The organism is Burkholderia sp. KJ006 (assembly GCF_000262695.1).
Lineage (GTDB): Bacteria > Pseudomonadota > Gammaproteobacteria > Burkholderiales > Burkholderiaceae > Burkholderia > Burkholderia vietnamiensis.
This window is the reverse complement of record NC_017921.1, coordinates 1,431,946-1,456,678: the sequence shown is the minus strand read 5'-3', so window position 1 is coordinate 1,456,678 and position 24,733 is coordinate 1,431,946. Positions and strand designations below refer to the sequence as shown.

21 protein-coding genes and 1 pseudogene are annotated in these 24,733 nt (G+C 67.2%); 16 read left to right on the top strand and 6 right to left on the bottom strand.

Going from position 1 to position 24,733, the window contains the following annotated elements; genetic code table 11:
* Positions 1-9: 9 nt before the first annotated feature.
* From MYA_RS20490 to MYA_RS32460, 12 genes are all read left to right on the top strand, one after another.
* Positions 10-1,062 carry a microcin C ABC transporter permease YejB gene (locus tag MYA_RS20490; protein WP_011882238.1) on the top strand — a complete coding sequence of 351 codons (1,053 nt, stop codon included), beginning with the start codon at positions 10-12 and terminating at the stop codon, positions 1,060-1,062.
* The gene (locus MYA_RS20485) at positions 1,016-2,143 is read left to right on the top strand and encodes an ABC transporter permease (protein WP_014724877.1); all 1,128 of its coding nucleotides are present in this window, start codon (positions 1,016-1,018) and stop codon (positions 2,141-2,143) included. The genes MYA_RS20490 and MYA_RS20485 overlap by 47 nt, the downstream gene beginning before the upstream one ends.
* A complete protein-coding gene (locus tag MYA_RS20480) occupies positions 2,140-3,789 on the top strand; it encodes an ABC transporter ATP-binding protein (RefSeq protein WP_014724876.1) in 1,650 nt (549 codons plus the stop codon). The genes MYA_RS20485 and MYA_RS20480 overlap by 4 nt, the downstream gene beginning before the upstream one ends.
* 142 nt (positions 3,790-3,931) lie before the next feature.
* Positions 3,932-7,093, top strand: coding sequence for a multidrug efflux RND transporter permease subunit (locus MYA_RS20475; protein ID WP_011882241.1), 3,162 nt, complete (start codon positions 3,932-3,934; stop codon positions 7,091-7,093).
* 201 nt (positions 7,094-7,294) lie between these two features.
* Positions 7,295-7,915, top strand: coding sequence for a TetR/AcrR family transcriptional regulator (locus tag MYA_RS20470; protein ID WP_014724875.1), 621 nt, complete (start codon positions 7,295-7,297; stop codon positions 7,913-7,915).
* Between the two features lie 187 nt (positions 7,916-8,102).
* Positions 8,103-9,161: an NADP-dependent oxidoreductase gene (locus MYA_RS20465; RefSeq protein WP_014724874.1), complete on the top strand. Its 1,059-nt coding sequence runs from the start codon at positions 8,103-8,105 to the stop codon at positions 9,159-9,161.
* An 85-nt stretch (positions 9,162-9,246) separates the two neighbouring features.
* Entirely contained in the window at positions 9,247-9,546 is a 300-nt protein-coding gene (locus MYA_RS20460) for a putative quinol monooxygenase (protein WP_011882244.1), read from the top strand.
* 143 nt (positions 9,547-9,689) lie between these two features.
* Entirely contained in the window at positions 9,690-10,145 is a 456-nt protein-coding gene (locus tag MYA_RS20455; protein ID WP_011882245.1) for a (2Fe-2S)-binding protein, read from the top strand.
* 1 nt (position 10,146) lies between these two features.
* The gene (locus MYA_RS20450; RefSeq protein ID WP_014724873.1) at positions 10,147-12,366 is read left to right on the top strand and encodes a xanthine dehydrogenase family protein molybdopterin-binding subunit; all 2,220 of its coding nucleotides are present in this window, start codon (positions 10,147-10,149) and stop codon (positions 12,364-12,366) included.
* Positions 12,367-12,380: 14 nt separating this feature from the next.
* On the top strand, positions 12,381-13,697 hold the full coding sequence (locus MYA_RS20445) for a c-type cytochrome (protein WP_014724872.1): 1,317 nt from the start codon (positions 12,381-12,383) through the stop codon (positions 13,695-13,697).
* A gap of 157 nt (positions 13,698-13,854) precedes the next feature.
* Positions 13,855-15,300 (top strand): NAD-dependent succinate-semialdehyde dehydrogenase, encoded by a 1,446-nt coding sequence (locus tag MYA_RS20440; RefSeq protein ID WP_011882248.1) that lies wholly within the window; start codon positions 13,855-13,857, stop codon positions 15,298-15,300.
* A 249-nt stretch (positions 15,301-15,549) separates the two neighbouring features.
* Positions 15,550-15,678: a hypothetical protein gene (locus MYA_RS32460; protein ID WP_014724870.1), complete on the top strand. Its 129-nt coding sequence runs from the start codon at positions 15,550-15,552 to the stop codon at positions 15,676-15,678.
* Between the two features lie 15 nt (positions 15,679-15,693).
* Here MYA_RS32460 and MYA_RS20430 read toward each other — a convergent pair whose 3' ends face one another.
* Entirely contained in the window at positions 15,694-16,335 is a 642-nt protein-coding gene (locus MYA_RS20430) for a LysE family translocator (RefSeq protein WP_011882249.1), read from the bottom strand.
* 123 nt (positions 16,336-16,458) lie between these two features.
* Complete coding sequence (locus MYA_RS31370) at positions 16,459-16,641, bottom strand: hypothetical protein (RefSeq protein WP_014724869.1); 183 nt, start codon at positions 16,639-16,641, stop codon at positions 16,459-16,461.
* A gap of 212 nt (positions 16,642-16,853) precedes the next feature.
* Between MYA_RS31370 and MYA_RS20425 the strand changes: the two genes are divergently transcribed.
* On the top strand, positions 16,854-18,263 hold the full coding sequence (locus tag MYA_RS20425) for an aminotransferase-like domain-containing protein (protein WP_011882250.1): 1,410 nt from the start codon (positions 16,854-16,856) through the stop codon (positions 18,261-18,263).
* Positions 18,264-18,559: 296 nt separating this feature from the next.
* Here the strand turns inward: MYA_RS20425 and MYA_RS20420 are convergent, their stop codons facing one another.
* From MYA_RS20420 to MYA_RS20405, 4 genes are all read right to left on the bottom strand, one after another.
* Complete coding sequence (locus tag MYA_RS20420) at positions 18,560-19,447, bottom strand: ABC transporter permease (protein WP_014724868.1); 888 nt, start codon at positions 19,445-19,447, stop codon at positions 18,560-18,562.
* Positions 19,444-20,439 (bottom strand): ABC transporter ATP-binding protein, encoded by a 996-nt coding sequence (locus MYA_RS20415; protein ID WP_041494132.1) that lies wholly within the window; start codon positions 20,437-20,439, stop codon positions 19,444-19,446. The genes MYA_RS20420 and MYA_RS20415 overlap by 4 nt, the downstream gene beginning before the upstream one ends.
* Before the next feature lie 73 nt (positions 20,440-20,512).
* A complete protein-coding gene (locus MYA_RS20410; RefSeq protein ID WP_014724866.1) occupies positions 20,513-21,568 on the bottom strand; it encodes an ABC transporter substrate-binding protein in 1,056 nt (351 codons plus the stop codon).
* Between the two features lie 43 nt (positions 21,569-21,611).
* Entirely contained in the window at positions 21,612-22,541 is a 930-nt protein-coding gene (locus MYA_RS20405; RefSeq protein WP_011882254.1) for a TauD/TfdA dioxygenase family protein, read from the bottom strand.
* Between the two features lie 505 nt (positions 22,542-23,046).
* On the opposite strand from MYA_RS20405, the gene MYA_RS20400 reads away from it, so the two are divergent.
* From MYA_RS20400 to MYA_RS20390, 3 genes and pseudogenes are all read left to right on the top strand, one after another.
* Positions 23,047-23,250 carry a cold-shock protein gene (locus MYA_RS20400; RefSeq protein WP_006485974.1) on the top strand — a complete coding sequence of 68 codons (204 nt, stop codon included), beginning with the start codon at positions 23,047-23,049 and terminating at the stop codon, positions 23,248-23,250.
* A 269-nt stretch (positions 23,251-23,519) separates the two neighbouring features.
* Complete coding sequence (locus MYA_RS20395; RefSeq protein ID WP_011882255.1) at positions 23,520-23,744, top strand: hypothetical protein; 225 nt, start codon at positions 23,520-23,522, stop codon at positions 23,742-23,744.
* Positions 23,745-23,927: 183 nt separating this feature from the next.
* Positions 23,928-24,505: pseudogene (locus tag MYA_RS20390) on the top strand (zinc-binding dehydrogenase); the annotation flags it as partial.
* Positions 24,506-24,733 lie beyond the last annotated feature (228 nt).

Below are 24,733 nucleotides of genomic sequence, written 5' to 3'. Positions count from 1 at the left end.
GGAGCTACGATGCTGGCATACATATTGAGGCGGTTGCTGCTGATGATCCCGACGCTGATCGGGGTCGTGACGATCACGTTCGCGGTCACGCAGTTCGTGCCGGGCGGCCCGGTCGAGCAGGTGCTCGCGCAGTTGCGCCACGGCAGCGCGCGCGGCGGGGACGCGGGCGGAGGCGGCGGCGGCTACCACGGCAGCCAGGGCGTCGACCCGCAGCAGATCGAGCAGATCCGCAAGCAGTTCGGTTTCGACAAGCCGCCGCTCGAGCGCTATCTGCTGATGCTGAAAAGCTACGCGACGTTCGACCTCGGGCAGTCCTATTTCGCGCACCGCAGCGTGTGGGCCGTGATCCGCTCGAAGCTGCCGGTGTCGATCACGCTCGGCTTGTGGACGGTGATCCTCACCTACCTGATATCGGTGCCGCTCGGCATCGCGAAGGCGGTGCGCAACGGCTCGCGGTTCGACACCGTGACGAGCGTGCTGGTGCTGACCGGCTACGCCGTGCCGGGTTTCGTGCTCGGTGTGCTGCTGCTGATGCTGTTCGGCGGCGGCACGTTCTGGCAGGTGTTTCCGATGCGCGGGCTCACGTCGGACAACTTCGACGACCTGACGCTGCTCGGCAAGACCCTCGACTATCTGTGGCACATCGTGATGCCCGTCACCGCGTCGGTGGTCGGCAATTTCGCGATCGTCACGATCCTCACGAAGAACACGTTCCTCGACGAAATCGGCCGGCAATACGTGCTGACCGCCCGCGCGAAGGGCGCGCCGGAACGCGACGTGCTGTGGAAGCACGTGCTGCGCAATGCCGCGATCCCGCTGCTCACGGGGCTGCCGGCCGCGTTCGTTGGTGCCTTCCTGAACGGCAACCTGCTGATCGAGACGCTGTTCTCGCTCGACGGGATGGGGCAACTGTCGTACGACTCGGTGATCCGCCGCGACTATCCGGTCGTGCTGGGCTCGCTGTTCCTGTTCACCCTGATTGGTCTGCTGACCAAGCTTATCGCGGATATCTGCTATGTCCTCGTCGACCCCCGTATCCAGTTCAGCCGGCTGGACCACTGATCCGGCCGCCGTCGCGGACGCGGCGTCGCCGTCGCCGTCGCCGTCGCCATGGCGACGCACGTGGCTGCGGTTTCGCGCGCAGCGGCTCGGCTACTGGAGCCTCGTGATCTTCGTCACGCTGTTCGCACTCAGCCTGCTGGCCGAAGGATTGTCGAACGACCGGCCGTTGGTGGTGCGCTACGACGGCCACTATTATTTCCCGATCGTGAAGGACTATCCGGAGACACAGTTCGGCGGCGATTTTCCGGCGAAAACGAATTATCTCGATCCGTACATCCGGGCCAAGATCGAGTCGCACGGCAATTTCGCGATCTACCCGCCGAACCGCTACCGCTACGACACGATCGACTATTTCGCGTCGCGGCCATACCCGGCGCCGCCGTCCGCGAGCAACTGGCTCGGCACCGACCAGTTCGGCCGAGACGTCCTCGCGCGGCTGCTGTACGGATTTCGACTGTCGGTGCTGATGGCGTTCGCGCTGACGGTGTCGGGCGTCGCGATCGGCGTGCTGACGGGCGCGCTGCAGGGCTTCTACGGCGGGCGAACCGATCTCGTCGGGCAGCGCCTGATCGAAGTCTGGAGCGCGCTGCCCGACCTGTACCTGCTGATCATCTTCGCGTCGATCTTCGAGCCGTCGCTGTGGCTGCTGTTCATCCTGCTGTCGATGTTCGGCTGGCTCGTGCTGTCCGACTACGTGCGCGCCGAGTTCCTGCGCAACCGCGCGCTCGACTACGTGAAGGCCGCGCGCACGATGGGGCTGTCGAACCGGCAGATCATGTGGCGGCACGTGCTGCCGAACAGCCTGACGCCCGTGATCACGTTCCTGCCGTTCCGGATGAGCGCGGCGATCCTGTCGCTGACGAGCCTCGACTTCCTCGGCCTCGGCGTGCTGCCGCCGACGCCGAGCCTCGGCGAGCTGCTGCAGGAAGGCAAGAACTACCTCGACGCGTGGTGGATCTCGATCTCCGCGTTCGCGGCGCTGGTCGTCACGCTGCTGCTGCTCACGTTCATGGGCGACGCGCTGCGCAACGCGCTCGACATGCGCGCGCGCGGCTCGGCCTTCGGCGGGGAACAACGATGACCGCGCCCTTGCTGGACATTCGGCGGTTCTCCGCGCACTTCGGCGCGAAAGCCGCCGTGCAGGATCTGAGCCTCGCGGTCGGGCGCGGCGAGCGTGTCGCGCTCGTCGGCGAGTCGGGCTCGGGCAAGAGCGTGACGGCGCTGTCGATCCTGCGGCTCGCGCAGCAGGCGACGCTGTCGGGGCAGATGCTGTTCGACGGCGAGGATCTGCTCGCGAAGACCGAGCAGCAGATGCGCGGCATCCGCGGTGCCGATATCGCGATGGTGTTCCAGGAGCCGATGACGGCGCTCAACCCGCTGTATACGATCGGCAAGCAGATCGCCGAGAGCCTGCGGCTGCACGAGGGGCTGCGCTCGGGCGACGCGCGCGAACGCGGCATCGCGCTGCTGCGGCGTACCGGGATCCCGGAGCCGGAGCGGCGCATCGACAGTTTTCCGCACCAGTTGTCGGGCGGCCAGCGGCAACGCGCGATGATCGCGATGGCGCTCGCGTGCCGGCCGCGGCTGTTGCTCGCCGACGAGCCGACGACCGCGCTCGACGTGACGGTGCGCCAGCAGATCGTCGACCTGTTGATCGAACTGCAGGAGCAGGAGGCGGCCGCGCGCGGGATGGCCGTGCTGCTGATCACGCATGACCTGAACCTCGTGCGGCGCTTCGCGCAGCGCGTGGCCGTGATGGAGCAGGGCGTGCTCGTCGAGACGAACACGACCGCCGCGCTGTTCGCCGCGCCGCAACACGCATACACGCGCCGGCTGCTCGACAGCGCGCCGCAACGCGCCATCGAGCCGGTGGCGGCCGGCGCGCCGACGATCCTCGACGTGCAGCAGCTCGCCGTCGATTACCGCATCGCGACGAAGGGCTGGCGCGGGGTATTCGGCAAGACGGCGTTTCGGGCCGTACACGACGTGAAGCTGAGCCTGAAACGCGGCGAGACGCTCGGCATCGTCGGCGAATCGGGGTCGGGGAAATCGACGCTGGCGGCGGCCGTGCTCGGGCTGCAGCGGCCGGCGTCGGGCGGCATCGAAATCGACGGCATGCCGCTGGCGTCGCTGCGCACGACGCGCGGCCGGCGCACGCTGTACGGCCGCATGCAGGTCGTGTTCCAGGATCCGTTCGGCTCGCTGTCGCCGCGCATGACGGTCGAGCAGATCGTCGGCGAGGGGCTCGCCGTGCACCAACCGGCGGTGGCCGGCGCCGCGCGGCGCGCGCGGGTCGCCGCGCTGCTGCAGGAGGTCGGCCTGCCGGCCGAAGCGATGCTGCGCTATCCGCACGAATTTTCCGGCGGCCAGCGCCAGCGCATCGCGATCGCGCGCGCGTTGGCGGTGGAGCCCGAGCTGCTGGTGCTGGACGAGCCGACGAGCGCGCTCGACGTGTCGATCCAGAAGCAGGTGCTGAATCTGCTGACGCGTCTGCAAAAGAAGTACGCGCTGAGCTACCTGTTCATCACGCACGATCTCGCGGTGATGCGCGCGATGGCCCACCGGGTCATCGTGATGAAGGCCGGACGCGTGGTCGAGGAGGGCGATACGCTCGACGTGTTGCACGCGCCGTCCCATCCGTATACGCGGGCGCTGCTCGCGTCGTCGATGCTCGCACCGGAACCGGCACCTGAACCCGAGCGGAGGGAAGGGAATGCAGATGATTGACGCAAGCCGGGCGCGGGGCGCCCTTGCCGCCCGGGCGTCGCGCAGCGACGCAGCTTCGATGCGGCATGACGACGTTCCCCGCCGGTCGTTCGGCCCGGCGGCAAGCGCAGTCGCGCCGCTGGCCCTTCACTGACGCACCGCGATGCCGTCGTTCTTCATCGACCGCCCGGTATTTGCGTGGATCGTCGCGCTCGTGATCGTCGTCGCGGGCGTGCTGGCGATTCCGCAATTGCCGATCGCGCAGTATCCGCGCCTCGCGCCGCCGCGCGTCGTCATCACCGCGGCCTATCCGGGCGCATCGACCGAGACGGTCGACGGCGACGTCGGCAGCATCATCGAGGAAAGCCTCGACGGCGCCGACGGGCTGCAGTACTACGAGACGAGCAGCGACGGTCACGGCAATCTCGAGATCGACGTGACGTTCGCGCCGGGCACCGATCCGGACATCGCGCTCGTCGACGTCAACAACCGGCTGAAGCAGGTCGAGCCGCGGCTGCCGCAGCAGGTCGTGCAGCAGGGCATCGGCGTGTTCAAGGCGGCCAACACGTTCCTGATGCTCGTCACGCTGACGTCGACCGACGGCACGCGCGACTCGGCGCAGCTCGGCGACTATCTGAACCGTTACGTGCTGCGCGAGCTGAAGCGCGCGCCGGGCGTTGGCTCGGCCCAGCTGTGGGACGCCGACGAGGCGCTGCGGGTCTGGCTCGATCCGGGCAAGTTGCGCGAATACGACCTCGGCGCCGACGACGTGATCGCGGCCATCGCCGCACAGAACGCGACGGTGACGGCCGGCGCGATCGGCGATGCGCCGTCCGTGCACGGCCAGCAGCTGACGGCGACGATCGTCGTCAAGGGACAACTGACGACGCCGGAGGAGTTCGGCCGGATCGTGCTGAAGTCGAAGCAGGACGGTTCGGTGGTGCGCGTCGCCGACGTCGCCCGCGTCGAAATCGGCCGCGACGACTATTCGTTCTATTCCCGGCTGAACGGCCGTCCGGCGGCCACCGTCGGCATCCAGCTCGGCCCGCGCGGCAACGCGCTCGAAACCTCCAACGCGATTCGTGCGCGGCTTGCCGCGCTGTCGAAGACGCTGCCGCCGGGCGTCGCGATCGAGATTCCGTTCGACGGCGCGCATTTCGTGACGATCGCCATCCGGGAAGTCGTGCTCACGCTCGCCGAGGCCGTCGTGCTGGTGTTCTGCGTGATGTGGCTGTTCCTGCGCGAGCTGCGCTACACGCTCGTGCCGACCGTCGTGATTCCGGTCACGCTGATGGGTGCGTTCGTCGCGATGTGGGCGTTCGGGCTGTCGATCAACGTGTTCACGATGTTCGGCCTCGTGCTGGCGATCGGCATTCTGGTCGACGACGCGATCGTCGTGGTCGAGAGCGTGCACCGCGTGATGGAGGAGGGCGTGTCGCCGCGCGAGGCGACGCGCCGTGCGATGAAGCGGATTGGCGGGGCGATCGTCGGCGTGACGGCGGTACTGACGGCCGTGTTCGTGCCGATGGCATTCTTTCCGGGCAGCGTCGGCGGCATTTACCGGCAGTTCGCGGTGTCGATGATCGCGTCGATGCTCGTGTCGTCGTTCATGGCGCTGTCGCTCACGCCGGCGCTGTGCGCGAATCTGCTGAAACCGGTCGGCCGTCGCGAAGACGGGGGCCGCCGCGTGCCGCGACGCGGCCTCGGCACGCGGCTGGCCGACCGCTTCGGCGTCGCATTCGCGCGCGCGGAGGCCGGCTATCGGCGCATGACCGTGTCGGCGGTGCGCCGCACGGGCACGGTCGCGGGCATCTACGTCGTATTCGTGGCCGTGTGCGGACTGCTGTACTGGATGATGCCGGGCGGTTTCCTGCCGACCGAGGACCAGGGGCAACTGCAGGTGATGATCCAGTTGCCGGCCGGCGCCACGCAGGCGCGCACGGTCGCGGTCGTGCAGCGCGTCGAGGCGCTCCTGCGGGCGGAGCCGGCCGTCGCGAACGTGACGAGCGTGATCGGCTGGAGTTTTGCCGGCAGCGGGCAGAACGTCGGGATGGCGTTCGTCGAACTGAAGGACTGGGCGCAGCGCGACGTCGATGCGACGACGCTGCGCGATCGTCTCAATCGGCGTTTCGGCGAGATTCTCGACGGCGACGTAGAAGCGACGCTGCCGCCATCGGTGCCCGGCATCGGTCACGCGGACGGCTTCACGTTCCGTCTCGAGGATCGTGGCGGGGTCGGGCTCGACGTGCTGAAGGCCGCTCGCGAGCAACTGGCAGCGCGCGCGAAGGCGGACCCGGCGCTCGCGTCCGTGCATTTCGAGGACTTGCCGGATGCGCCGCGAATCGAACTAGACGTCGACCGCGCGAAGGCGTATGCGCTCGGCGTGCCGTTCGAGCGCATCGCGGGCCTGCTCGGCGGCACGTTCGGCTCGAACTACATCAACGACTTTCCGGCATCGGGCCGGATGCGCCGCGTGATCATCGAGGCGGATCCGGCCGCGCGCGCGACCGACGGGGAGCTGATGGCGCTGACGGTGCCGAACCGGACGGGAGACATGGTGCCGCTGTCGGCCATCGCCGCGCCGCACTGGACGGTCGGGCCCGTGATGCTGAATCGCTACGACGGATACCCGTCGCTCGACATCAGCGGCCGGGCGGCGGCCCACACCAGTTCGGGCGCGGCGATGGCCGAGATGGAGCGGCTTGCCGCGATGCTGCCGGCCGGGATCGGCTACGACTGGGTCGACGCGGCGCGCCAGGAGCGGATCGCCGAACGACAGACGCCGCTGCTGGTCGGGTTGTCGGTGCTCGCGGTGTTCATGGCGCTTGCCGCGCTGTATGAAAGCTGGACGATTCCGCTGTCGGTGCTGACGATCGTGCCGCTCGGGATCGTCGGCGCGGTGGCGGCCGCGCTCGCGCGCGGAATGCCGAACGACGTCTACTTCAAGGTGGGGATGATTACGGTGATCGGCTTGTCGGCGAAGAATGCGATTCTGATCGTGCAGTTTGCGCGCGAACTGGGCGGGCGCGGCGTGCCGTTGCGGCAGGCGGTGGTCGAGGCCGCCGCCGCGCGGTTTCGGCCGATCGTGATGACGTCGATGGCGTTTCTGCTCGGCGTCGTGCCGTTGGTGCTGGCGACCGGCGCGGGTGCGGAAAGCCGGCGCTCGATCGGGACCGGCGCGTTTGGAGGCGTGCTCGCGGCGACGGTGTTCGGGCTGGTGTTCGCGCCGGTGGCGTTTCGGGTCGTGGCGTCGGGTGGTCGGCGTGGCCGGCGTGTGGGGGTGACGAAGCGGGACGACCGTCAGGCCGAGGCCGTTCGCGAGTGAATTCGAGGGCAGCGAACGTCAAGTAGCCATGGCGGCCGACCGCATTTTCTGCAGCTTTTCTCGTTCGACGGAATCGTTTCTCGAGAATTTTTGTTCGTAAGAGTGAAGTTGTAATGCGGCGCGCTTCAGGTAAAGTCCCGCTGAAATCCCCGGTCCGGCCTTGCTAGACGACCGGTCTAATCGTTGCTAAGATACGCCATCATGAATGCATCTTCGGGCGCGGAAGTCCGCCAGCACATCCTGAACATCGCGAAGCCGATCATGCTCCACAAGGGGTTTTCGGCGGTCGGTCTGAACGAGATTCTCGCCGCGGCGGGCATCCCGAAGGGCTCGTTCTACCATTATTTCGGCTCGAAGGAGGCGTTCGGCGAAGCGCTGCTCGACGCGTATTTCGACGGCTATCTGGCGCATCTCGACAACCTGCTCAAGCATCACGAAGGCACCGGCGCGCAGCGCCTGATGACGTATTGGGGCAACTGGCTACACACGCAGTGCGCGGACGATCTTGAAGGCAAATGCCTGGCCGTGAAGCTCGGCGCCGAGGTGTCCGATCTGTCGGAGGCGATGCGCGCGGTCCTGCGGCGCGGCACCGGCCAGATCATCGAGCGGATCGCGGGCGGCATCGACGCAGCATTGGCCGACGGTTCGCTGCACGGCGTCGACGATCCCGCGCACACGGCCGCGACTCTCTACGAACTGTGGCTCGGCGCAACGCTGCTGGAAAAGATTCACCGCAACCGCAAGCCGCTCGAACACGCGATGCGCGAAACCCGACGGATGCTGAACCTGCCACCCGTCACGGACGAGGGGACGCAGGTGTGATGCAGGCGCGCACTGGCGCGCCTTGTTTTTGCTCCAACGCTAGACGACTGGTCTACTAAACCGAAATCTCATTGCTCGATCCCGATGGCCGCGGCTTCGCCGACGACGTCGCCGCATCGGCCACCGATCCGATCCTGCCAATCGCAACTGCCAACCCGCACTTGCCAACCTGTTGACGGAGGTTCCCATGCCGCAAAGCAACACAGCAAACCGCAGAATCGTCCTAAACGCGCGCCCGGTCGGCGCACCCACCGCGAATGACTTCCGTGTCGAAACCGCCGACGTGCCGGTGCCCGGCGCCGGCCAAGTGCTGTTGCGTACCGTCTGGTTGTCGCTCGATCCGTACATGCGCGGCCGCATGAGCGACGCGCCGTCGTATGCGCCGCCGGTGGCGCTCGGCGACGTGATGGTCGGCGGCACGGTCAGCCGCGTCGTCGCATCGAACCTGCCCGCGTATCGCGAAGGCGATCTGGTCGTCGCGGGCAGCGGCTGGCAGGACTATGCGCTGTCCGACGGCCGCGACCTCATCCCGCTCGGCCGCGACTTCGCGCATCCGTCATATGCGCTCGGCGTGCTCGGCATGCCGGGCTTCACCGCGTACACGGGGCTGCTGAGCATCGGCGAACCGAAGGCCGGCGAAACCGTGGTCGTGGCCGCGGCGAGCGGCGCGGTCGGCTCGGTGGTCGGCCAGATCGCGAAGCTGAAGGGTTGCCGGGTGGTCGGCGTCGCGGGCGGCGCGGAGAAGGTCGCGTACGTCAAGGACACGCTCGGCTTCGACGCCTGCGTCGATCACCGCGATCCGCAATTCGCCGCGCGGCTGAAGGATGCCTGTCCGGACGGCATCGACGTCTATTTCGAGAACGTCGGCGGCGCCGTGTTCGACGCGGTATGGCCGCTGCTCAACGATCACGCGCGTGTGCCCGTGTGCGGCATCATCGCGCATTACAACGACGCGGCATACGACGACACCGCCGTATCGGCCGGCCGCGATCGCGTGCCGGCGCTGATGGGGACGATCCTGCGCAAGCGCATCCGCATGCAGGGCTTCATCATTCTCGACCACTATGCGACCGGCTACGCCCCGTTCCTGAAGGAGATGAGCGAATGGGTCGCGCAAGGCAAGGTGAAGACGCTCGAGGACGTCGTCCCCGATCTCACCGAAGCGCCGCAGGCGCTGATCGGCTTGCTCGCCGGCAAGAACTTCGGCAAGGTCGTCGTGCGTGTCGGCCCAGACCAGCTCGACTGACACCGCAGCCGCCCCCCCACTGCACGCTGGCGTCGCGCAACGCCGGCTTGTGGCATGCTCGTTTCCGTTTCCAAAGGAGTGAAAGATGGCGCTACACGTGATTGCTTCATTGTTCGTGAAACCCGAACACTTCCAGGCTGCCGAGGCCGAATTGCGCAGCATGGTCGCGAAGACGCGGGTCGAGCCGGGCAACCGCCGCTACGACCTGTTCCGCGAGCAGGACGGTTCGCCGAACCTGCACCTGTACGAGGTCTACGACGACCAGGCCGCATTCGATGCGCACCTCGCCAGCCCGCACTTCACGCAGTTCCGGACGAAGTCGGCGGACTGGTTCTCGGCGCCGCCGGTCATCAAGGTGCTGGCCGGCCTCGACGTGGCCGACTGACGCCGCAGCAGCACCCGTGCGGCTCGCCTCCCGCCCCGAGCCGCACGGCAGCCGCTGCGCATCACGCAGCGGCAATGACGACAATAACGCGGCGCAGCAGATCATCCGCGCCGTCTCCCCAATAAACCGGCCCCGGAGGCTGAATGGTCACCCTCAATATCAACGGCGAAAGCCGCACGGTCGACGCGCCTGACGACATGCCCCTGCTGTGGGTGCTGCGCGACGTCGTCGGCCTCACCGGCACGAAATTCGGTTGCGGCATCGCGCAGTGCGGCGCATGCACCGTGCATCTCGACGGCGTCGCGGCGCGTTCGTGCGTGCTGCCGGTCGCAGCCGTCGCCGGCCGCAAGATCACGACGATCGAAGCCGTCGGCGCAACGCCGGCCGGCCAGAAGGTGCAGGAAGCATGGCGCGAGCTCGACGTGGTGCAGTGCGGCTATTGCCAGTCCGGGCAGGTGATGGCGGCCACCGCGCTGATCGCGTCGAACCCGCATCCGAGCGACGCCGACATCGACGCGGCGATGGCAGGCAACATCTGCCGCTGCGGCACCTACAACCGGATTCGCGCAGCGGTCAAACACGCCGCGAACGGAGGCTGAGATGTCGCGAGGACTGATCGAAGCAGGGCGGGTCGGCGCGCGCGTGTCGCGCCGTTCGTTTCTGAAGGCCGGCATGTCGCTCGGCGCGGCCGCGGGCGGTGGCCTGCTGCTCGGCTTCAGCATGCCGGCGGCGGGCGGCGAAGCGCGGCGCTCGGTGATCGGCGGCGACGCGGATGAACCCGCGCGCCCAGGCGTATTCGCGCCGAACGCGTTCGTGCAGATCGATCGCGCCGGCCAGGTCACGCTCGTGATGCCGAAGGTCGAGATGGGACAGGGCGTCTACACGGCGCTGCCGATGCTGATCGCCGAGGAACTCGAGGTGCCGCTGTCGAGCGTCACGCTCGACCATGCGCCGCCGAACGAGAAGCTGTTCTCCGATCCGCTGCTCGGCGGCCAGCTGACCGGCGGCTCGACGTCGGTGCGCTATGCATGGGAGCCGCTGCGGCGCGCCGGCGCGACCGCGCGCACGTTGCTGGTGTCTGCCGCAGCGAAGCAATGGAGCGTCGATCCGGCCGCATGCCGCGCGGAAAACGGCGAAGTGCGGCACCCGCCGAGCGGCCGGCGCGCATCGTATGGCCAGCTTGCGGACGCCGCAGCGAAGCTGCCGGTGCCGAAGGACGTCGCGCTGAAGAAGCCGACCGATTTCAAGCTGATCGGCAAGCCGGTGAAGCGGCTCGATTCGCCGGAGAAGGTCGACGGCACCGCGCAGTTCGGGCTCGACGTGAGGCTGCCCGGCATGCTGTACGCGGTGATCGTGAACAGCCCGGTGTTCGGTGGGACCGTCGCGAGCGTCGACGCTACGGCCGCCAAGAAGATTCCCGGCGTGCGCCAGGTGGTGCGCGCCGACGACGCGGTCGCGGTCGTCGGCGACCACACGTGGGCCGCCAAGCGCGGCGCGTCCGCGCTGGTCGTCAAGTGGAACGAGGGCGCCGACGCGAAGGTGTCGACGCAGGACATCGTCGCCGATCTCGCACACGCCGCCGCGAACGGCAAGGGCGCGGTCGCGCGCAAGGAGGGCGACGTCGGCAACGCGTTCGCGCACGCGAAGACGCGCATCGATGCCGTCTACGAGCAACCGTTGCTCGCGCACGCGACGATGGAGCCGGTCAACTGCACGGTGCACGTGCGCGGCGATGGCTGCGACGTGTGGGTCGGCACGCAGGTGCCGACGCGCGTGCGCGACACCGTGCACGGTCTGACGGGCCTGGCGCCCGAGCGGATCGTCGTGCACAACCATCTGCTCGGCGGCGGTTTCGGCCGTCGGCTCGAGACGGACATGGTCGCGCAGGCGGTGAAGATCGCGAAGCAGGTGAACGCGCCGGTGAAGGTCGTGTGGACGCGCGAGGAAGACATCCAGCACGACATGTATCGCCCGTACTACTACGACAAGATCTCGGCCGGCCTGGACGCGAACGGCAAGCCGGTGGCATGGCAGCACCGGATCGTCGGCTCGTCGATTCTTGCCCGCTTCGCGCCGCCGGCGTTCCGCAACGGCGTCGATCCCGATGCGGTCGAGGTGGCGGCGGATCTGCCGTACGACCTGCCGAATCAGCTCGTCGACTACGTGCGCCAGGAGCCGCGCCACGTGCCGACCGCGTTCTGGCGCGGCGTCGGCCCGACCCGCAGCACGTTCGTGGTCGAGAGCTTCATCGACGAACTCGCCGCGCAGACCAGCACCGATCCCGCGCAATACCGCCGCGCGCTGCTCGGCAAGACGCCGCGCGCGCGCAACGTGCTCGACGTCGCGACCAAGGCGGCCGGATGGGGTTCGCCGTTGCCGAAGGGGCAAGGGCGCGGCGTGTCGGTGATGCACGCGTTCGGCAGCTTCTTCTCGATCGTGATCGACGTCGCGGTGGAGGACGGCGAAGTGCAGGTCAAGCGCGCCGTGTGTGCGGTCGACTGCGGGATGGTGGTGAACCCGAGCACGATCGAGGCGCAGGTGCAGGGCGGCATCATCTTCGGGATCACCGGGGCGTTGTACGGCGAGATCACGATCAAGGACGGGCGCGTCGTGCAGAGCAACTTCAACGATTACCGGGTGCTGCGCATCAACGAGACGCCGCCGATCGAGGTTCACCTCGTCAAGAGCGCCGAGGCGCCGGGCGGCATCGGCGAACCGGGCACCGCGGCCACCGCGGCGGCCGTCGCGAACGCGATCTTCGCGGCAACCGGCAAGCGGCTGCGCAAGCTGCCGGTCGGCGCCCAGCTGAAGACGGCTTGACGGGAGAACGAACCATGCAAAATCTGTCTCTGAATCCCGTGAATCGCGCCGTGCGCATGCTCGGTGCGTCGCTGCTCGCGCTTGCCGCGCTGACGCCGTTCGCGGCGCCCGCCGCGACGGCCGCGCCCGCCGACAGCGCGCTCGTCGAGCGCGGCGCGTATCTCGCGAAAGCCGGCGACTGCATCGCGTGCCATACCGCGCCGCGCGGCGCGCCGTTCGCCGGCGGCCTGAAGATGACCACGCCGATGGGCGCGATCTACACGACCAACATCACGCCCGACCCGGACACCGGCATCGGCGGCTACACGGAGGCGCAGTTCGCGGCCGCGCTGCGCTCGGGCGTCGCGAAGGACGGCCATCGGCTGTATCCGGCGATGCCGTATCCGTCGTACGCGAAACTGCGCGACGACGACGTGAAGGCTTTGTACGCGTACTTCATGCACGGCGTCGAGCCGGTGAAGCAGGCCAATCGTGCTTCCGACATTCCGTGGCCGCTCAACATGCGCTGGCCGCTGGCGCTGTGGAACGCCGTGTTCCTCGACACGACGCCGTACACCGACAAGCCGGCCAAGGATGCGGCGTGGAATCGCGGCGCGTATCTCGTGCAGGGTCTCGGCCATTGCGGGTCGTGCCATACGCCGCGCGGCGTCGGCTTCCAGGAAAAGGCGCTGGACGAGGGCGGCAGTGCGTTCCTGTCCGGTGCGGCGCTCGACAACTGGTTCGCGTCGAACCTGACGGCGGAGCCCAATACCGGGCTCGGCCGCTGGAGCGACGCCGAGGTCGCGCAGTTCCTGAAGACCGGCGCGAACCGGCATGCGACCGCATTCGGCGCGATGGTCGGCGTGATCAACCACAGCACGCAGGCGCTGAGCGACGACGATCTGGCGGCGATCTCGCGCTACCTCAAATCGTTGCCGGCGGCGGGCGGCACGGGTGCGCCGCCTTACAGCTACGATCCCAAGGCGACGCAGGTCGCGCTGGGTCGGCCGGCGAACGATCCGGGCGCGAAGGTGTATAACGCTTACTGCCTGCATTGCCATGGCGCCGACGGTCGCGGTTATGCGCCGCTGCTCGCGCCGATCGCCGGCAACCCGAACGTGCTCGAAGCCGATGCGTCGTCGCTGATCAACGTGACGCTGAACGGAAGCGACACGCTCGTCATCGGCGGCGTGCCGTCGGCGTATCCGATGCCGGCGTTCGCGGACCAGTTGAACGACCGGCAGATCGCCGATGTGCTGACGTTCATGCGCGCAGGCTGGAACAACGGCGCGCCGGCCGTGCAGGCTGCGGAGGTCGCGAAACTCCGCAAGGCGACGGCGGCCGCGCGTTGAGCCCGGCCGGGTGCGGCGAACCACGACGGGCGCGCGTACCGCGTGCCTGTCGTCGAGCTGCCGCATGCCGCGCGCGGTAGCGCGGCTTTTTCTGTCAACCGGCGCGCGGCCGTTCGCGGCAGCGCGCGATTTATCGACGCAAAGTAGGGGTGTCTGGATGGCTAACGTGACTTATACGGATACACAACTGCTGATCGACGGCGAGTGGGTCGACGCCGCGAGCGGCAAGACGATCGACGTCGTGAACCCGGCGACCGGCAAGGCGATCGGCAAGGTGGCCCACGCGGGCATCGCCGATCTCGACCGCGCGCTTGCCGCGGCACAGCGCGGCTTCGAAGCGTGGCGCAAGGTGCCCGCGCACGAGCGCGCGGCGACGATGCGCAAGGCCGCCGCGCTGGTGCGCGAGCGCGCCGATGCGATCGCGCAACTGATGACGCAGGAGCAAGGCAAGCCGCTGACGGAAGCGCGCATCGAGGTACTGTCGGCAGCCGACATCATCGAATGGTTCGCCGACGAAGGCCGCCGCGTGTACGGCCGCATCGTGCCGCCGCGCAATCTCGGCGCGCAGCAGATGGTCGTGAAGGAGCCGGTCGGTCCGGTCGCGGCGTTCACGCCGTGGAACTTCCCGGTCAACCAGGTCGTGCGCAAGCTGTGCGCGGCGCTCGCGACCGGCTGCTCGTTCCTCGTGAAGGCGCCGGAGGAGACGCCGGCATCGCCGGCTGCGCTGTTGCGCGCGTTCGTCGACGCCGGTGTGCCTGCGGGCGTCGTCGGTCTCGTGTACGGCGATCCCGCGGAAATCTCGTCGTATCTGATTCCGCATCCGGTGATCCGCAAGGTGACGTTCACGGGTTCGACACCGGTCGGCAAGCAGCTGGCGGCGCTGGCCGGCCAGCACATGAAGCGCGCGACGATGGAGCTGGGCGGCCACGCACCGGTGATTGTCGCCGAGGATGCGGACGTCGCGCTCGCGGTGAAGGCTGCCGGTGGCGCGAAGTTCCGCAACGCGGGCCAGGTGTGCATCTCGCCGACGCGTTTCCTCGTGCACAACAGCATCCGCGACGAATTCACGCGTGCGCTGGTTGCGCATGCGCAGGGGCTCAAGATCGGCAACGGTCTCGACGAAGGCACGACGCTCGGCGCGCTGGCGAATCCGCGCCGGCTGACCGCGATGGCGTCGGTCGTCGAGAACGCGCGCAAGGTCGGCGCGAGCATCGAGACCGGCGGCGAGCGGATCGGCTCGGAAGGCAACTTCTTCGCGCCGACCGTGATCGCGAACGTGCCGCTCGAAGCCGACGTGTTCAACAACGAGCCGTTCGGCCCCGTTGCTGCGATTCGCGGCTTCGACAAGCTCGAGGATGCGATCTCGGAAGCGAACCGTCTGCCGTTCGGGCTGGCCGGCTACGCGTTCACGCGTTCGTTCGCGAACGTGCATCTGCTGACGCAGCGACTCGAAGTCGGGATGCTGTGGATCAACCAGCCGGCTACGCCGTGGCCGGAAATGCCGTTCGGTGGCGTCAAGGATTCGGGCTATGGGTCGGAAGGCGGGCCGGAAGCGCTCGAACCGTATCTCGTCACGAAGTCGGTGACGGTGATGGCGGTTTGATGGTCAGGTGATGCCGTGCGCGCGCCGCGTTTCGCGCGGCGCGCGGTTGAGCGGTGGTTGGTGGTGCTGGGTTTGAGTTGCCTATTTTAGACTTTACATAACGTGAATTATCAATCTGAGAGATGTAGTAGCTTTTTAGAAATATCGTGTTCTAGCCATTTAGAAATGTCCGCTTTCGGGCGCGTAAGCTGTCCGGCTGCCGATTTCCCGGCGCCGGCGGCTGCGATGGCTGCAACGGAGCGGATCTCGATGACGATGCGCGAACTGGACCGATTCAAGATCATTCAGGACGTAACGGCGAGCTCAAGCCGCGGCGTGCAGCCGAACGCTGGAATTGACGAGCCGGCAGATCCGGCGACGGGTCGGCCGATTGCGTGATCACGGGCCGCCACGTCACTGCCAGGCGATCGAACGAATGAAACCCGCCGCGAGCACACAATAGAACGCGCCGCAAAACAGACCGAACGGCTTGCGCGTGCGCGTGAAGAACGGCCCGGCCGAATGCGACGAGAACGCAAGCGCGTACGTCGTGAACACGATGCAGCCGAGCGTCGCGCAACCGGCGACGAGCATGAAACTCGTCCACGCCGGCGAGTTCGCCGACAAACCGAGCGTCGTCACCGTCAACCACGACAGAATCGCCTTCGGGTTGGTGAGGTGGATGCCGAGTCCCTGCAGATAAAACACCGCCGCGCCGCCGCGTCGCGTCTGCGTGGCCGCCTTCATCGGATCGCGCGACGAGAACGCCGTCCGAACCGCCTTGTGCGCGAGCCACAGCAGATAGAGCGCGCCGAGGATCTTGAGCCACATGAGCAGCGGCCGGTACGACAACAGCATCGCCGACACGCCGGCCGCCGCGGTCACGCCCCAGCACAGCGAGCCCGAGATCACGCCGGCCGCCGTCGCGAGGCCCGGCATGCGTCCGTAGTTGAGCGACGCGTTCGCGATCGACAGGTTGCCCGGCCCAGGCATCGCCGTGCCGATCAGGTAGACGGCGACCGCGACGCCGAAGCTGGAGAAGTGCGCGAGATTCATCTAAGGGTCCTTGTGCTCATCGCCACGCGCGGCCGTTCCGCTGCGCGCCGCCGTGCTCGTGTGAAACAACCGTGATCGAGTTTTCTTCCCGTCGGAAATCCACCTCCGCGGCTCACGCCGCCCTTACAGGCGCTCGTCCCGGCGTTCTCGGTCGAGACAGCGCACGGCCCGATGACAGGCCGAACCGATGCGGAGCGGCGGCGTCGCGCCCTCCTTCACGACCACGCCGTGCAGTGCCGGCACCCGCGAGACGACCAGCGGCACGCTCATCGCGACGTTGAAAACATGGGTGTTACCGAGGCGCATGGGCGTACCGCCTTTTCCATTCGGAACAGCCCGATTTCGCGCATGTGATCGCCCTAGCCGCTACGGTTCGACAGCGGCCCCACCGAACGCCTGCGGTAGCGATTATTCGACTAGAATCCGCTCACCGGAATGAACACAACCAAACAATCACTATCAAAGTGTTCGGGCATTTCGCAGAACACTTTGCCCGCCCTTCCTGACGATGGTGTCAAATGAAACTCGCGCTCGATACGACGACCGGCGTCCCGCTCAACGAGCAACTCGCTCGCCAGCTCGAACAGATGATTCGCTCGCGACATTTGCGCAGCGGCGTAAAACTGCCGTCGATCCGCAAGATGGCGGCCGACCAGCAGATCAGCCGCTTCCCCGTCATCGAGGCATACGACACGCTCGCGGCCCGCGGCCTGATCCAGCCGCGTCACGGCGCGGGCTTCTACGTGACCGACCGGTTCGACCGCAGCGCGCCGGTCGGCGGCACGGATCCGCAGATCGCCGAGGAAGAATCCGGCCACATCCTCGAGCAATTCGCGTCGACCGACGATCGCCTCAAGCTGTCGAGCGGCTTCATGCCGGCTGCGTGGCGCGACGTCGACGGCATCGCCCAGGCCATACGGCACGTCGTGCGCAGCGACGCGGCGAGCCTGGTCGACTATGCGCAGCCGCAAGGTGACCCGCTGCTGCGGCAGTACCTGAGCGGGCATCTCGCGCCACTCGGCATCCACGCGCAGCCGCAGCAGATTCTCGTCACGCACAGCGCGAGCCACGCGCTCGATCTCGTCGTGCGCCTGATGCTGAAGCCGGGCGACACGGTATTCGTCGAGGATCCCGGTTACTTCAACCTGTTCGGGCTGCTGAAGTTGCACGGCGTGAAGCTCGTCGGTGTGCCGCGCCGCGCGACGGGGCCCGACGTCGAGATCACCGAGGCGCTGCTGCGCGAACATCGTCCGAAGCTGTTCTTCGTCAATACCGCGTTCCACAACCCGACGGCGACGAACATTGCGCCGCCGGTGATGTTCCGGCTGCTGCAGCTCGCGCATCGGCACGACTTCACGTTCGTCGAGGACGACGTCTACGCGGACTTCGAAGCGGCGCCGTCGCAGCGGCTCGCGACGCTCGATCAGTTCGAACGGGTGATCTATCTGAGCGGGTTTTCGAAGGCTTTGTCGTCGTCGCTGCGGATCGGCTACCTGGCCGCGCGGCCCGAGCTGATCAAGCCGCTCGTCGAACTGAAGGCGCTCACGAGCATGGGTGGCGCGCGGCTCGCGGAAAGCATCGTCGCGTCGCTGCTCGAGCGTGGCACGCATCGCAAGCATCTGGAACGGCTGCGCCGGCGCCTCGCGCAGGCGTCGGCCAACGCGGTGGCGCGATTACGCCATGCGGGCTGGGAAGTGTTCGAACAGCCGAGCGGCGGCATGTTCGTGTGGGCGCGCGTGCCCGGCGTGGAAGATTCCGCGCTGCTGTGCGACACCGCGCGCACGTTCGGGCTCGACCTCGCGCCCGGGCGCGAATACCGGCCGAACGGCGAGGCGACGCCGTGGGTACGGCTCAACGTCGCAGCGGCGAGCGATCCGCTTGCCGAGCCGTTCATCGACGCGGCCGCCGGCCTCGCTCAAGACACGTGACGGACCGTCTTGCGCGGATGTGATGCGATGCAAACGCGGCCGGCTTCCGACGGCCGCGCCGGTCGCGGACGGCCGGTCAGCTGCGCGACAACACGTCGTCATTTGCGAGTCCGTGCGATCGACGATACGTCGCTGCCGATTTCGCCGCCGGACTTCAGAATGCATGACCCGACGCCGTCGTCGCCGTTTCGCGCAAGCCGATGTGACCAGCTCGGCCGTGTTGCCGGTAACCGGCGAGGTTCCCAACCATGCGCTAACGCCGGCGCAGCGAACGCCCCCGCTCGGACCGCTGCGTATCAGTGCGCGATGCCCCAGCGGCGCACCGTCACGCGCTCGAGCGTATCGAACACGAGATGCTCGACGAGCAGCCCGATCACGATGACGGCCGCGAGACCTGCGAATACACGGTCGGTATACAGCTCGTTGCGGTTCTGGAAGATGTACCAGCCGAGCCCGCCCTGCCCGGCGCTCGCACCGAACACGAGTTCCGCCGCGATCAGCGTGCGCCATGCGAAAGCCCAGCCGACGCGCAACCCGGACAGGATCGACGGCAGCGCGGCCGGCACGAGGATCAGCGCGATCTGCCGCAGGCCGCTGAGCCCATAGTTGCGCCCGGCCATCTTCAGCGTGGCCGGCACACCGGCGAAGCCCGTATACATACTGAGCGCGAGCGGCCACAGCACCGCGTGCACGAGCACGAACAGCAGGCTGCCGGTGCCGAGCCCGAACCACAGCAACGCAATCGGCAGCAACGCGATCGACGGCAGCGGATTGAACATCGACGTGAGCATCGACAGCACATCGCGACCGGCGCGCGTCGACACTGCGAGCGACGTCAGCACGAACGCGAACAGGACGCCGAGCGCATAGCCGCGCAACAGCACCGACATCGAGATGGCCGTCTTCACCAGCAGTTCGCCCGACGCGATGCCTTGCACGAACGCAACGAGCGTCGCGCCGAAGGTCGGTACGAGCAAATCGTTCGCGACGATGCGCGCGACGGTTTCCCATACGGCGATCAGCACCAGTGCGATCACCGCGCGGCGAAAGCCGCTCGCACCGGCGATACGGCGCAACAGGGGCGCGGGCGCCGCACGCGCGGCTTCGGGCAGCGCGTCGAGCGTGCGCACGTATTCGGCACGAACGGGCGGCAACGGCGGCAGGACAGGATCGATCGTGGTCATGATGCAGTGGCCTCCGTGGTCGATGCGGCGTGCGTTTCGCCCAACGCGTCGGCATCGAACAGCAGATGATGAATGCGGGCGACGCTCGCGCGGAAGTCGCCGCTACCGACGCTGTCGAACGAATGCTCGTCGCTGTTGAGCTCGGCGCGCACGCGTCCCGGATGCGGCGACAGCAGCAGGATCCGGTTGCCGACCACGAGCGCCTCCTCGATCGAATGCGTGACGAACAGCAGCGTGAAGCGGAATTCGTCCCAGAGGCGCAGCAGTTCTTCCTGCATCTTGCGCCGCGTGAGCGCGTCGAGCGCGGCGAACGGCTCGTCCATCAGCAGCACGCGCGGCTGCATCGCCAACGCACGCGCGATCGCGACGCGCTGCTTCATGCCGCCGGACAGCGTATGCGGATAGGCATCGGCGAACGCGGCGAGCCCGACCTTGTCGAGATAGTGCAGCGCACGCTCGCGTGCTTCGGCCCGCGACAGCTTCGCGGCAGCACGCAACGGAAACGCGACGTTCTCGACGACCGTCTTCCACGGCGGCAACTGGTCGAATTCCTGGAACACGACGATGCGATCGGGGCCCGGGCCGTGCACGGGCCGGCCGTCGAGCGCGATCGAACCCGAGATGGGCTCGATGAACCCCGCGATCGCCTTCAGCAACGTGGATTTTCCGCAGCCGGACGGGCCGAGCAGCACGAAACGGTCGCCGCCGTACACGTCGAAGCTGACTTGATGGGTCGCGCGCACGATGCGTGCGCCCGCCCGGTATTCGAGGCTCACGCGCTCGATCGCCAGCAGGCGCTCGCTGGACGCGCCGGCCGCTGCGGCCTGAGGCGCGGACGCGTCGCGCGCGTCGGTGACGGGATGGACGGCCGATGCAGCCGCACCGCGCATCGCGTACGGCGGCAAGCCGATCGACGGAGAAGTGGCGTTCACGATGGAAACTCTCGCGGGTAAATCATCAACATACGGCGGTGTGGCGCACGGCCCAACCAACGATTGCGCATATCGAAACCGCGCAGCCGCATAAGCGGCGATCGCGACGCGGCAGCGTCGGCTCGGCGTCGGATCAACTACCGCCGGCCGTCGCCGGATCGTCGAAGAAGTAATCGCGCCACGATTTCGGCTCGTTGCGGATCGCGCCGGTGCGATACATGAACTGCGCGAGCTTCAGCGTGTTCTCGGGAGCCGTCTTGAACTGCACCTGCGGATTGCGCAGGATCTTCAGCAACAACGCGCGATCGATCCTCGAACCGTTCACGCGAAGGTACGTGTCGGCCGCGCGCTCGCGGTCGGCTGCGATCTGGCGCGCGGCGTCGGCGAGCGCCGCGACGAACGCGCGATACGTCTTCGGATTGGCGTCGCGGAATTGCTCCGTTGCATACAGCACCGTCGCGGAACTCGGGCCGCCGAGCACATCGTAGGAATTGAGCACGATGTGCGCCTTCGGATTGCCGGCGAGCTCCTGATCCTGGAACGGCGGGTTGCCGAAGTGCCCGGTGATCACATTGCTGTTCGCCAGGATCGCGGCCGTTGCATCCGGGTGCGGGATCGCCTGCGTCAGCGCATCGAGACGATCGAACTGCTTGTCGCCCCACTGCTTCGCGGCCGCGTACTGCAGCACGCGCGACTGCACCGACACGCCGACGGCCGGCACCGCGATACGGTCCTTCGCGCTCAAGTCGGCGATCGTCTTCACGTTCGGATTGGTGCTGACCAGGTAGTACGGGAAATTGCCGAGCGAGGCGACGCCCTTCACGTTTTGCCGCCCGCGCGTGCGGTCCCATACGGTCAACAGCGGCCCGACGCCCGCACCGGCGATATCGACCGCGCCCGACAGCAGCGCGTCATTCACGGCCGCGCCGCCCGACAGCCGCACCCAGTCGACCTTGATGTCGACGCCGGCCTTGCGGCCCTCCTTCTCGATCAGTTGCTGGTCGCGCGCGACGTTCAGCATCAGGTAGACCACGCCGAACTGCTCGGCGATGCGGATGCGGCCTTCCGCGTGTGCGGGGCGCGGCGTGCCGGCGACCACGAACGCCAGCGCGGCGGTGAGCGTGACGGCCAAGGCGCGGCGCGCGGAACGGGTCGTGCGGCGCAGGGCCGGCGAAACAGGAAACGACATCGGAACTCCAGCAGAAACGAGGCGTCGGGACGAAACGTGGCGCTCAGAACGGCGCGTCGCCTTCGATCGTCGTGCGGTACAGCTTGCGGCGCAGATGGTCCGGCGTGCCGGCCGCGAGATGCATCAGCGAGCGGTTGTCCCAGAACACGAGATCGTGATCGCGCCACCGATGGCGATACAGGTGCTCGTCCCGCACGCTGTGCGCGAACAGTTCGTCGAGCAGTGCGCGGCTTTCGTCGGCGGGCAGGTCGACGATGCGTGTCGTGAAATGCTCGCTCACGAACAGCGCCTTGCGGCCCGTCTCCGGATGCGTGCGCACGATCGGGTGCACCACCGCTTCGACTTGCGCAAGCTGCTCGGCCGATAGGACGGGCCGCCACCGGTTGCGCGCCTGCAGCTCCGCATAGCGCGCGAGATACGTATGCTCGGCGCGCCGCCCTTCGACCGCGCGACGCAGGTGCGCCGGCAGCGTATCCCATGCGAGATGCATGTTGGCGAACAGCGTGTCGCCGCCGTCGGCCGGCAGTTCCTGCGCATGCAGCAGCGAGCCGAGGCTCGGTTTTTCCTTGTACGACAGATCGGAGTGCCAGAAATGGCCGGCGTCGCCGAGCCCGATCGGCTTGCCGTTCTCGACGATGTTCGACACGATCAGCACTTCCGGATGCCCGGCCAGCGCGAATTGGTGCAGCACGTGGATCTGCAGCGGGCCGAAGCGGCGGCTGAACGCGATGTGCTGTTCCGGCGTGATGCGCTGGTCGCGAAACACCAGCACGTGATGGTCGAGATGCGCGCGATGGATGCGTGCGAAAGCGGCCGCGTCCAGCGGTTGCGACAGGTCGATCCCGACGACTTCCGCGCCGACCGGCGCATCGAGCGGGATGATGTCGAACCGCTGCGCGGCGGCCTCGAACGACGGTGCAGGCTGATGGCCGACGCGCGCCGCTGTTGCGGCGTGGATGGCGGGAGTCGTCACGATAGCGCCCCTGATTCGATGAAAAGGCGAATCTTCGAGCCCATGCCGGACGGCGTCAACGAAGCGATTTCGATACGTTTATCTGCCGCAGCGATAAGGATCGGCGCTCGGGCGGCGGGCCTGTCGGACGAGGAAATCAGGTCATGCGGCCGACTGTCGGATGTCGGCGCGCGTCGATATGCAGCGATCGTGCGACGCACGCCTTCGGTGTGCTCTCGGTTGAAAGGACGGCCGAGGGTCGAAGCGTTTGTCGCTCCGCCGACGCGTGCGCGATGCGACATGCCACATCGCGTCGCAGCGAAAACGGACGGCCCGGCGACACAGTTACAAGATAAGCGTTGACTCAAGCATTCGCGGCGGTTAGTGTACGCACCGAAGTCCAAGAAGTCCGATTGCTGTTCATCAATGTCTCGCCCCTCAGCGGTATTCGTTGTCCTCTCTCTCCTTGACGCTTCAAACGCTCTACAACAGGGCAAATCTCCTATTTACTGCTCAAGGATTCATCATGGATACCGGTATCGTCAAATGGTTCAACGACAGCAAAGGCTTCGGCTTCATCACCCCGGACAATGGCGGTGACGACCTGTTCGCTCACTTCTCCGAAATCCGCGCCGACGGCTTCAAAACGCTCGCCGAAAATCAAAAAGTGAGCTTCGAAACGAAGCAGGGCCCGAAGGGTCTGCAAGCGGCCAACATCAAGCCGCTGTAAGTCTCAAGCGCCCGACGTCCGGGAACGGACGCGGGGCGCAGCGCCCCTCCACGACACGTCGTCTTCCTGAAGCGTACGCGCTCGGTGCCAGGCTGCGGCCGTTGATTCGGCCGCCTGCCACGCGTCGCATGCGTCGTTGCGTTTCGCGCTTTCGTCGGCCGGCGACTCTCTTTTGCGCGCTCTTATTGCGCCGGATTCAGCTAGTAACGGCCGTAAATCCGCGCCCGTTCAGCACGGCATGCGCGCGCTCGAATATTATTAAAATCAAAATGCAACACAACCAAACACAACAGTACAACGGCTATGCCATCCAGCCTTCGGCGCATCGCTTGCCCGACGGCAGTTATTCATCCAACCTGCTGCTCGAGCCGATCGACAGCCGCTGCGCCGATCGCCGCTACCAGTTCTATTCGCTCGACTACTTCCCGAGCGAACGGCAGGCGCTGCAGCATTCGGCTCGCTGGGCCCGCAACTGGGTCGATACGCGCGGCTGAACGCAACACCGCGCGGGCGTCGTTCGTTCGCGGCGGAACGCGAGACAGCAATCCTCGCTCTACGACTTCGGCCGCGCATGGCGCAGCCAAGCCGCACGCCGCGCCGGCTTGTCGCGACAACACAAGCACGTGGCCCACGCCTTGCTCACGCCGTGGATGCGCAACATTTCCAGGTTGCGACCAGGCCAGATGGCCGTGCGCAGCGCGGTACTGCCAGGCGCGAAACAGGTGGTCGTCATCGATCATGTGCCGAAGCGGCTGGAGATGGCGCGCCAGGGCGGCGCCGTCACGATCGACTTCGACGAGGAAAGCGTCGTCGAGCGCCTGAACGAACTGACCGGCGGCAAGGGGCCGGAGAAATGCATCGATGCGGTCGGGATGGAATCGCACGCGACACGTTCCATCGACGCGCTGTACGACCGCGTGAAGCAGGCCGTCATGCTGGAGACGGATCGTCCGCACGTGCTGCGCGAGATGATCTACGTATGCCGGCCGCCGGCATCCTGTCGATTTCGGGTGTGTACGGCGGCCTGCTCGACAAGATTCAGTTCGGCGCAGCGATGAACAAGGGGCCGACGTTCCGCATGGGCCAGACGCACGTGAATCGCCGGAGCGCCGACCTCCTCTCGCGGATCGAGCGCGGCCAGATCGATCCGTCGTTTGTGATCACCCATTCGGTGCCGCTCGAGCAAGGGCCGGGAATGTACGAGACGTTCCGCGACAAGCGCGACGGGTGCATCAAGGTCGTCATGAAACCTTGAGGCGGTGCGTCGCGGTCGCTGACGACGGCAGCCTGCGCGATCACTGCCGTACCGACGCGCGCAGAGCGATTCCCCCAATCGACATCGTGAAGCCTCGCGCGGCGGTCGTTGCGCGGGTATACCGCATCGAGCTCCCATTGGAGCGACCAGCGCTGCCGCCTCTCAGCGCCCCTTCGATGCGAGCACCCAGCGCGGGTGTCTGCCAGCGCTCTCCCGATGCGAGTCCCC

Coding starts and splice junctions, on each gene's coding strand:
- MYA_RS20465 (WP_014724874.1), top strand. CDS start 8,103: ATGCCGCAAAGCAACACAGCAAACCGCAGAATCGTCCTAAACGCGCGC.
- MYA_RS20460 (WP_011882244.1), top strand. CDS start 9,247: ATGGCGCTACACGTGATTGCTTCATTGTTCGTGAAACCCGAACACTTC.
- MYA_RS20400 (WP_006485974.1), top strand. CDS start 23,047: ATGGATACCGGTATCGTCAAATGGTTCAACGACAGCAAAGGCTTCGGC.
- MYA_RS20425 (WP_011882250.1), top strand. CDS start 16,854: ATGAAACTCGCGCTCGATACGACGACCGGCGTCCCGCTCAACGAGCAA.
- MYA_RS20490 (WP_011882238.1), top strand. CDS start 10: ATGCTGGCATACATATTGAGGCGGTTGCTGCTGATGATCCCGACGCTG.
- MYA_RS20440 (WP_011882248.1), top strand. CDS start 13,855: ATGGCTAACGTGACTTATACGGATACACAACTGCTGATCGACGGCGAG.
- MYA_RS20470 (WP_014724875.1), top strand. CDS start 7,295: ATGAATGCATCTTCGGGCGCGGAAGTCCGCCAGCACATCCTGAACATC.
- MYA_RS20445 (WP_014724872.1), top strand. CDS start 12,381: ATGCAAAATCTGTCTCTGAATCCCGTGAATCGCGCCGTGCGCATGCTC.
- MYA_RS20455 (WP_011882245.1), top strand. CDS start 9,690: ATGGTCACCCTCAATATCAACGGCGAAAGCCGCACGGTCGACGCGCCT.
- MYA_RS31370 (WP_014724869.1), bottom strand. CDS start 16,641: ATGCGCCTCGGTAACACCCATGTTTTCAACGTCGCGATGAGCGTGCCG.
- MYA_RS20485 (WP_014724877.1), top strand. CDS start 1,016: ATGTCCTCGTCGACCCCCGTATCCAGTTCAGCCGGCTGGACCACTGAT.
- MYA_RS32460 (WP_014724870.1), top strand. CDS start 15,550: ATGACGATGCGCGAACTGGACCGATTCAAGATCATTCAGGACGTAACG.
- MYA_RS20450 (WP_014724873.1), top strand. CDS start 10,147: ATGTCGCGAGGACTGATCGAAGCAGGGCGGGTCGGCGCGCGCGTGTCG.
- MYA_RS20480 (WP_014724876.1), top strand. CDS start 2,140: ATGACCGCGCCCTTGCTGGACATTCGGCGGTTCTCCGCGCACTTCGGC.
- MYA_RS20430 (WP_011882249.1), bottom strand. CDS start 16,335: ATGAATCTCGCGCACTTCTCCAGCTTCGGCGTCGCGGTCGCCGTCTAC.
- MYA_RS20410 (WP_014724866.1), bottom strand. CDS start 21,568: ATGTCGTTTCCTGTTTCGCCGGCCCTGCGCCGCACGACCCGTTCCGCG.
- MYA_RS20420 (WP_014724868.1), bottom strand. CDS start 19,447: ATGACCACGATCGATCCTGTCCTGCCGCCGTTGCCGCCCGTTCGTGCC.
- MYA_RS20475 (WP_011882241.1), top strand. CDS start 3,932: ATGCCGTCGTTCTTCATCGACCGCCCGGTATTTGCGTGGATCGTCGCG.
- MYA_RS20395 (WP_011882255.1), top strand. CDS start 23,520: ATGCAACACAACCAAACACAACAGTACAACGGCTATGCCATCCAGCCT.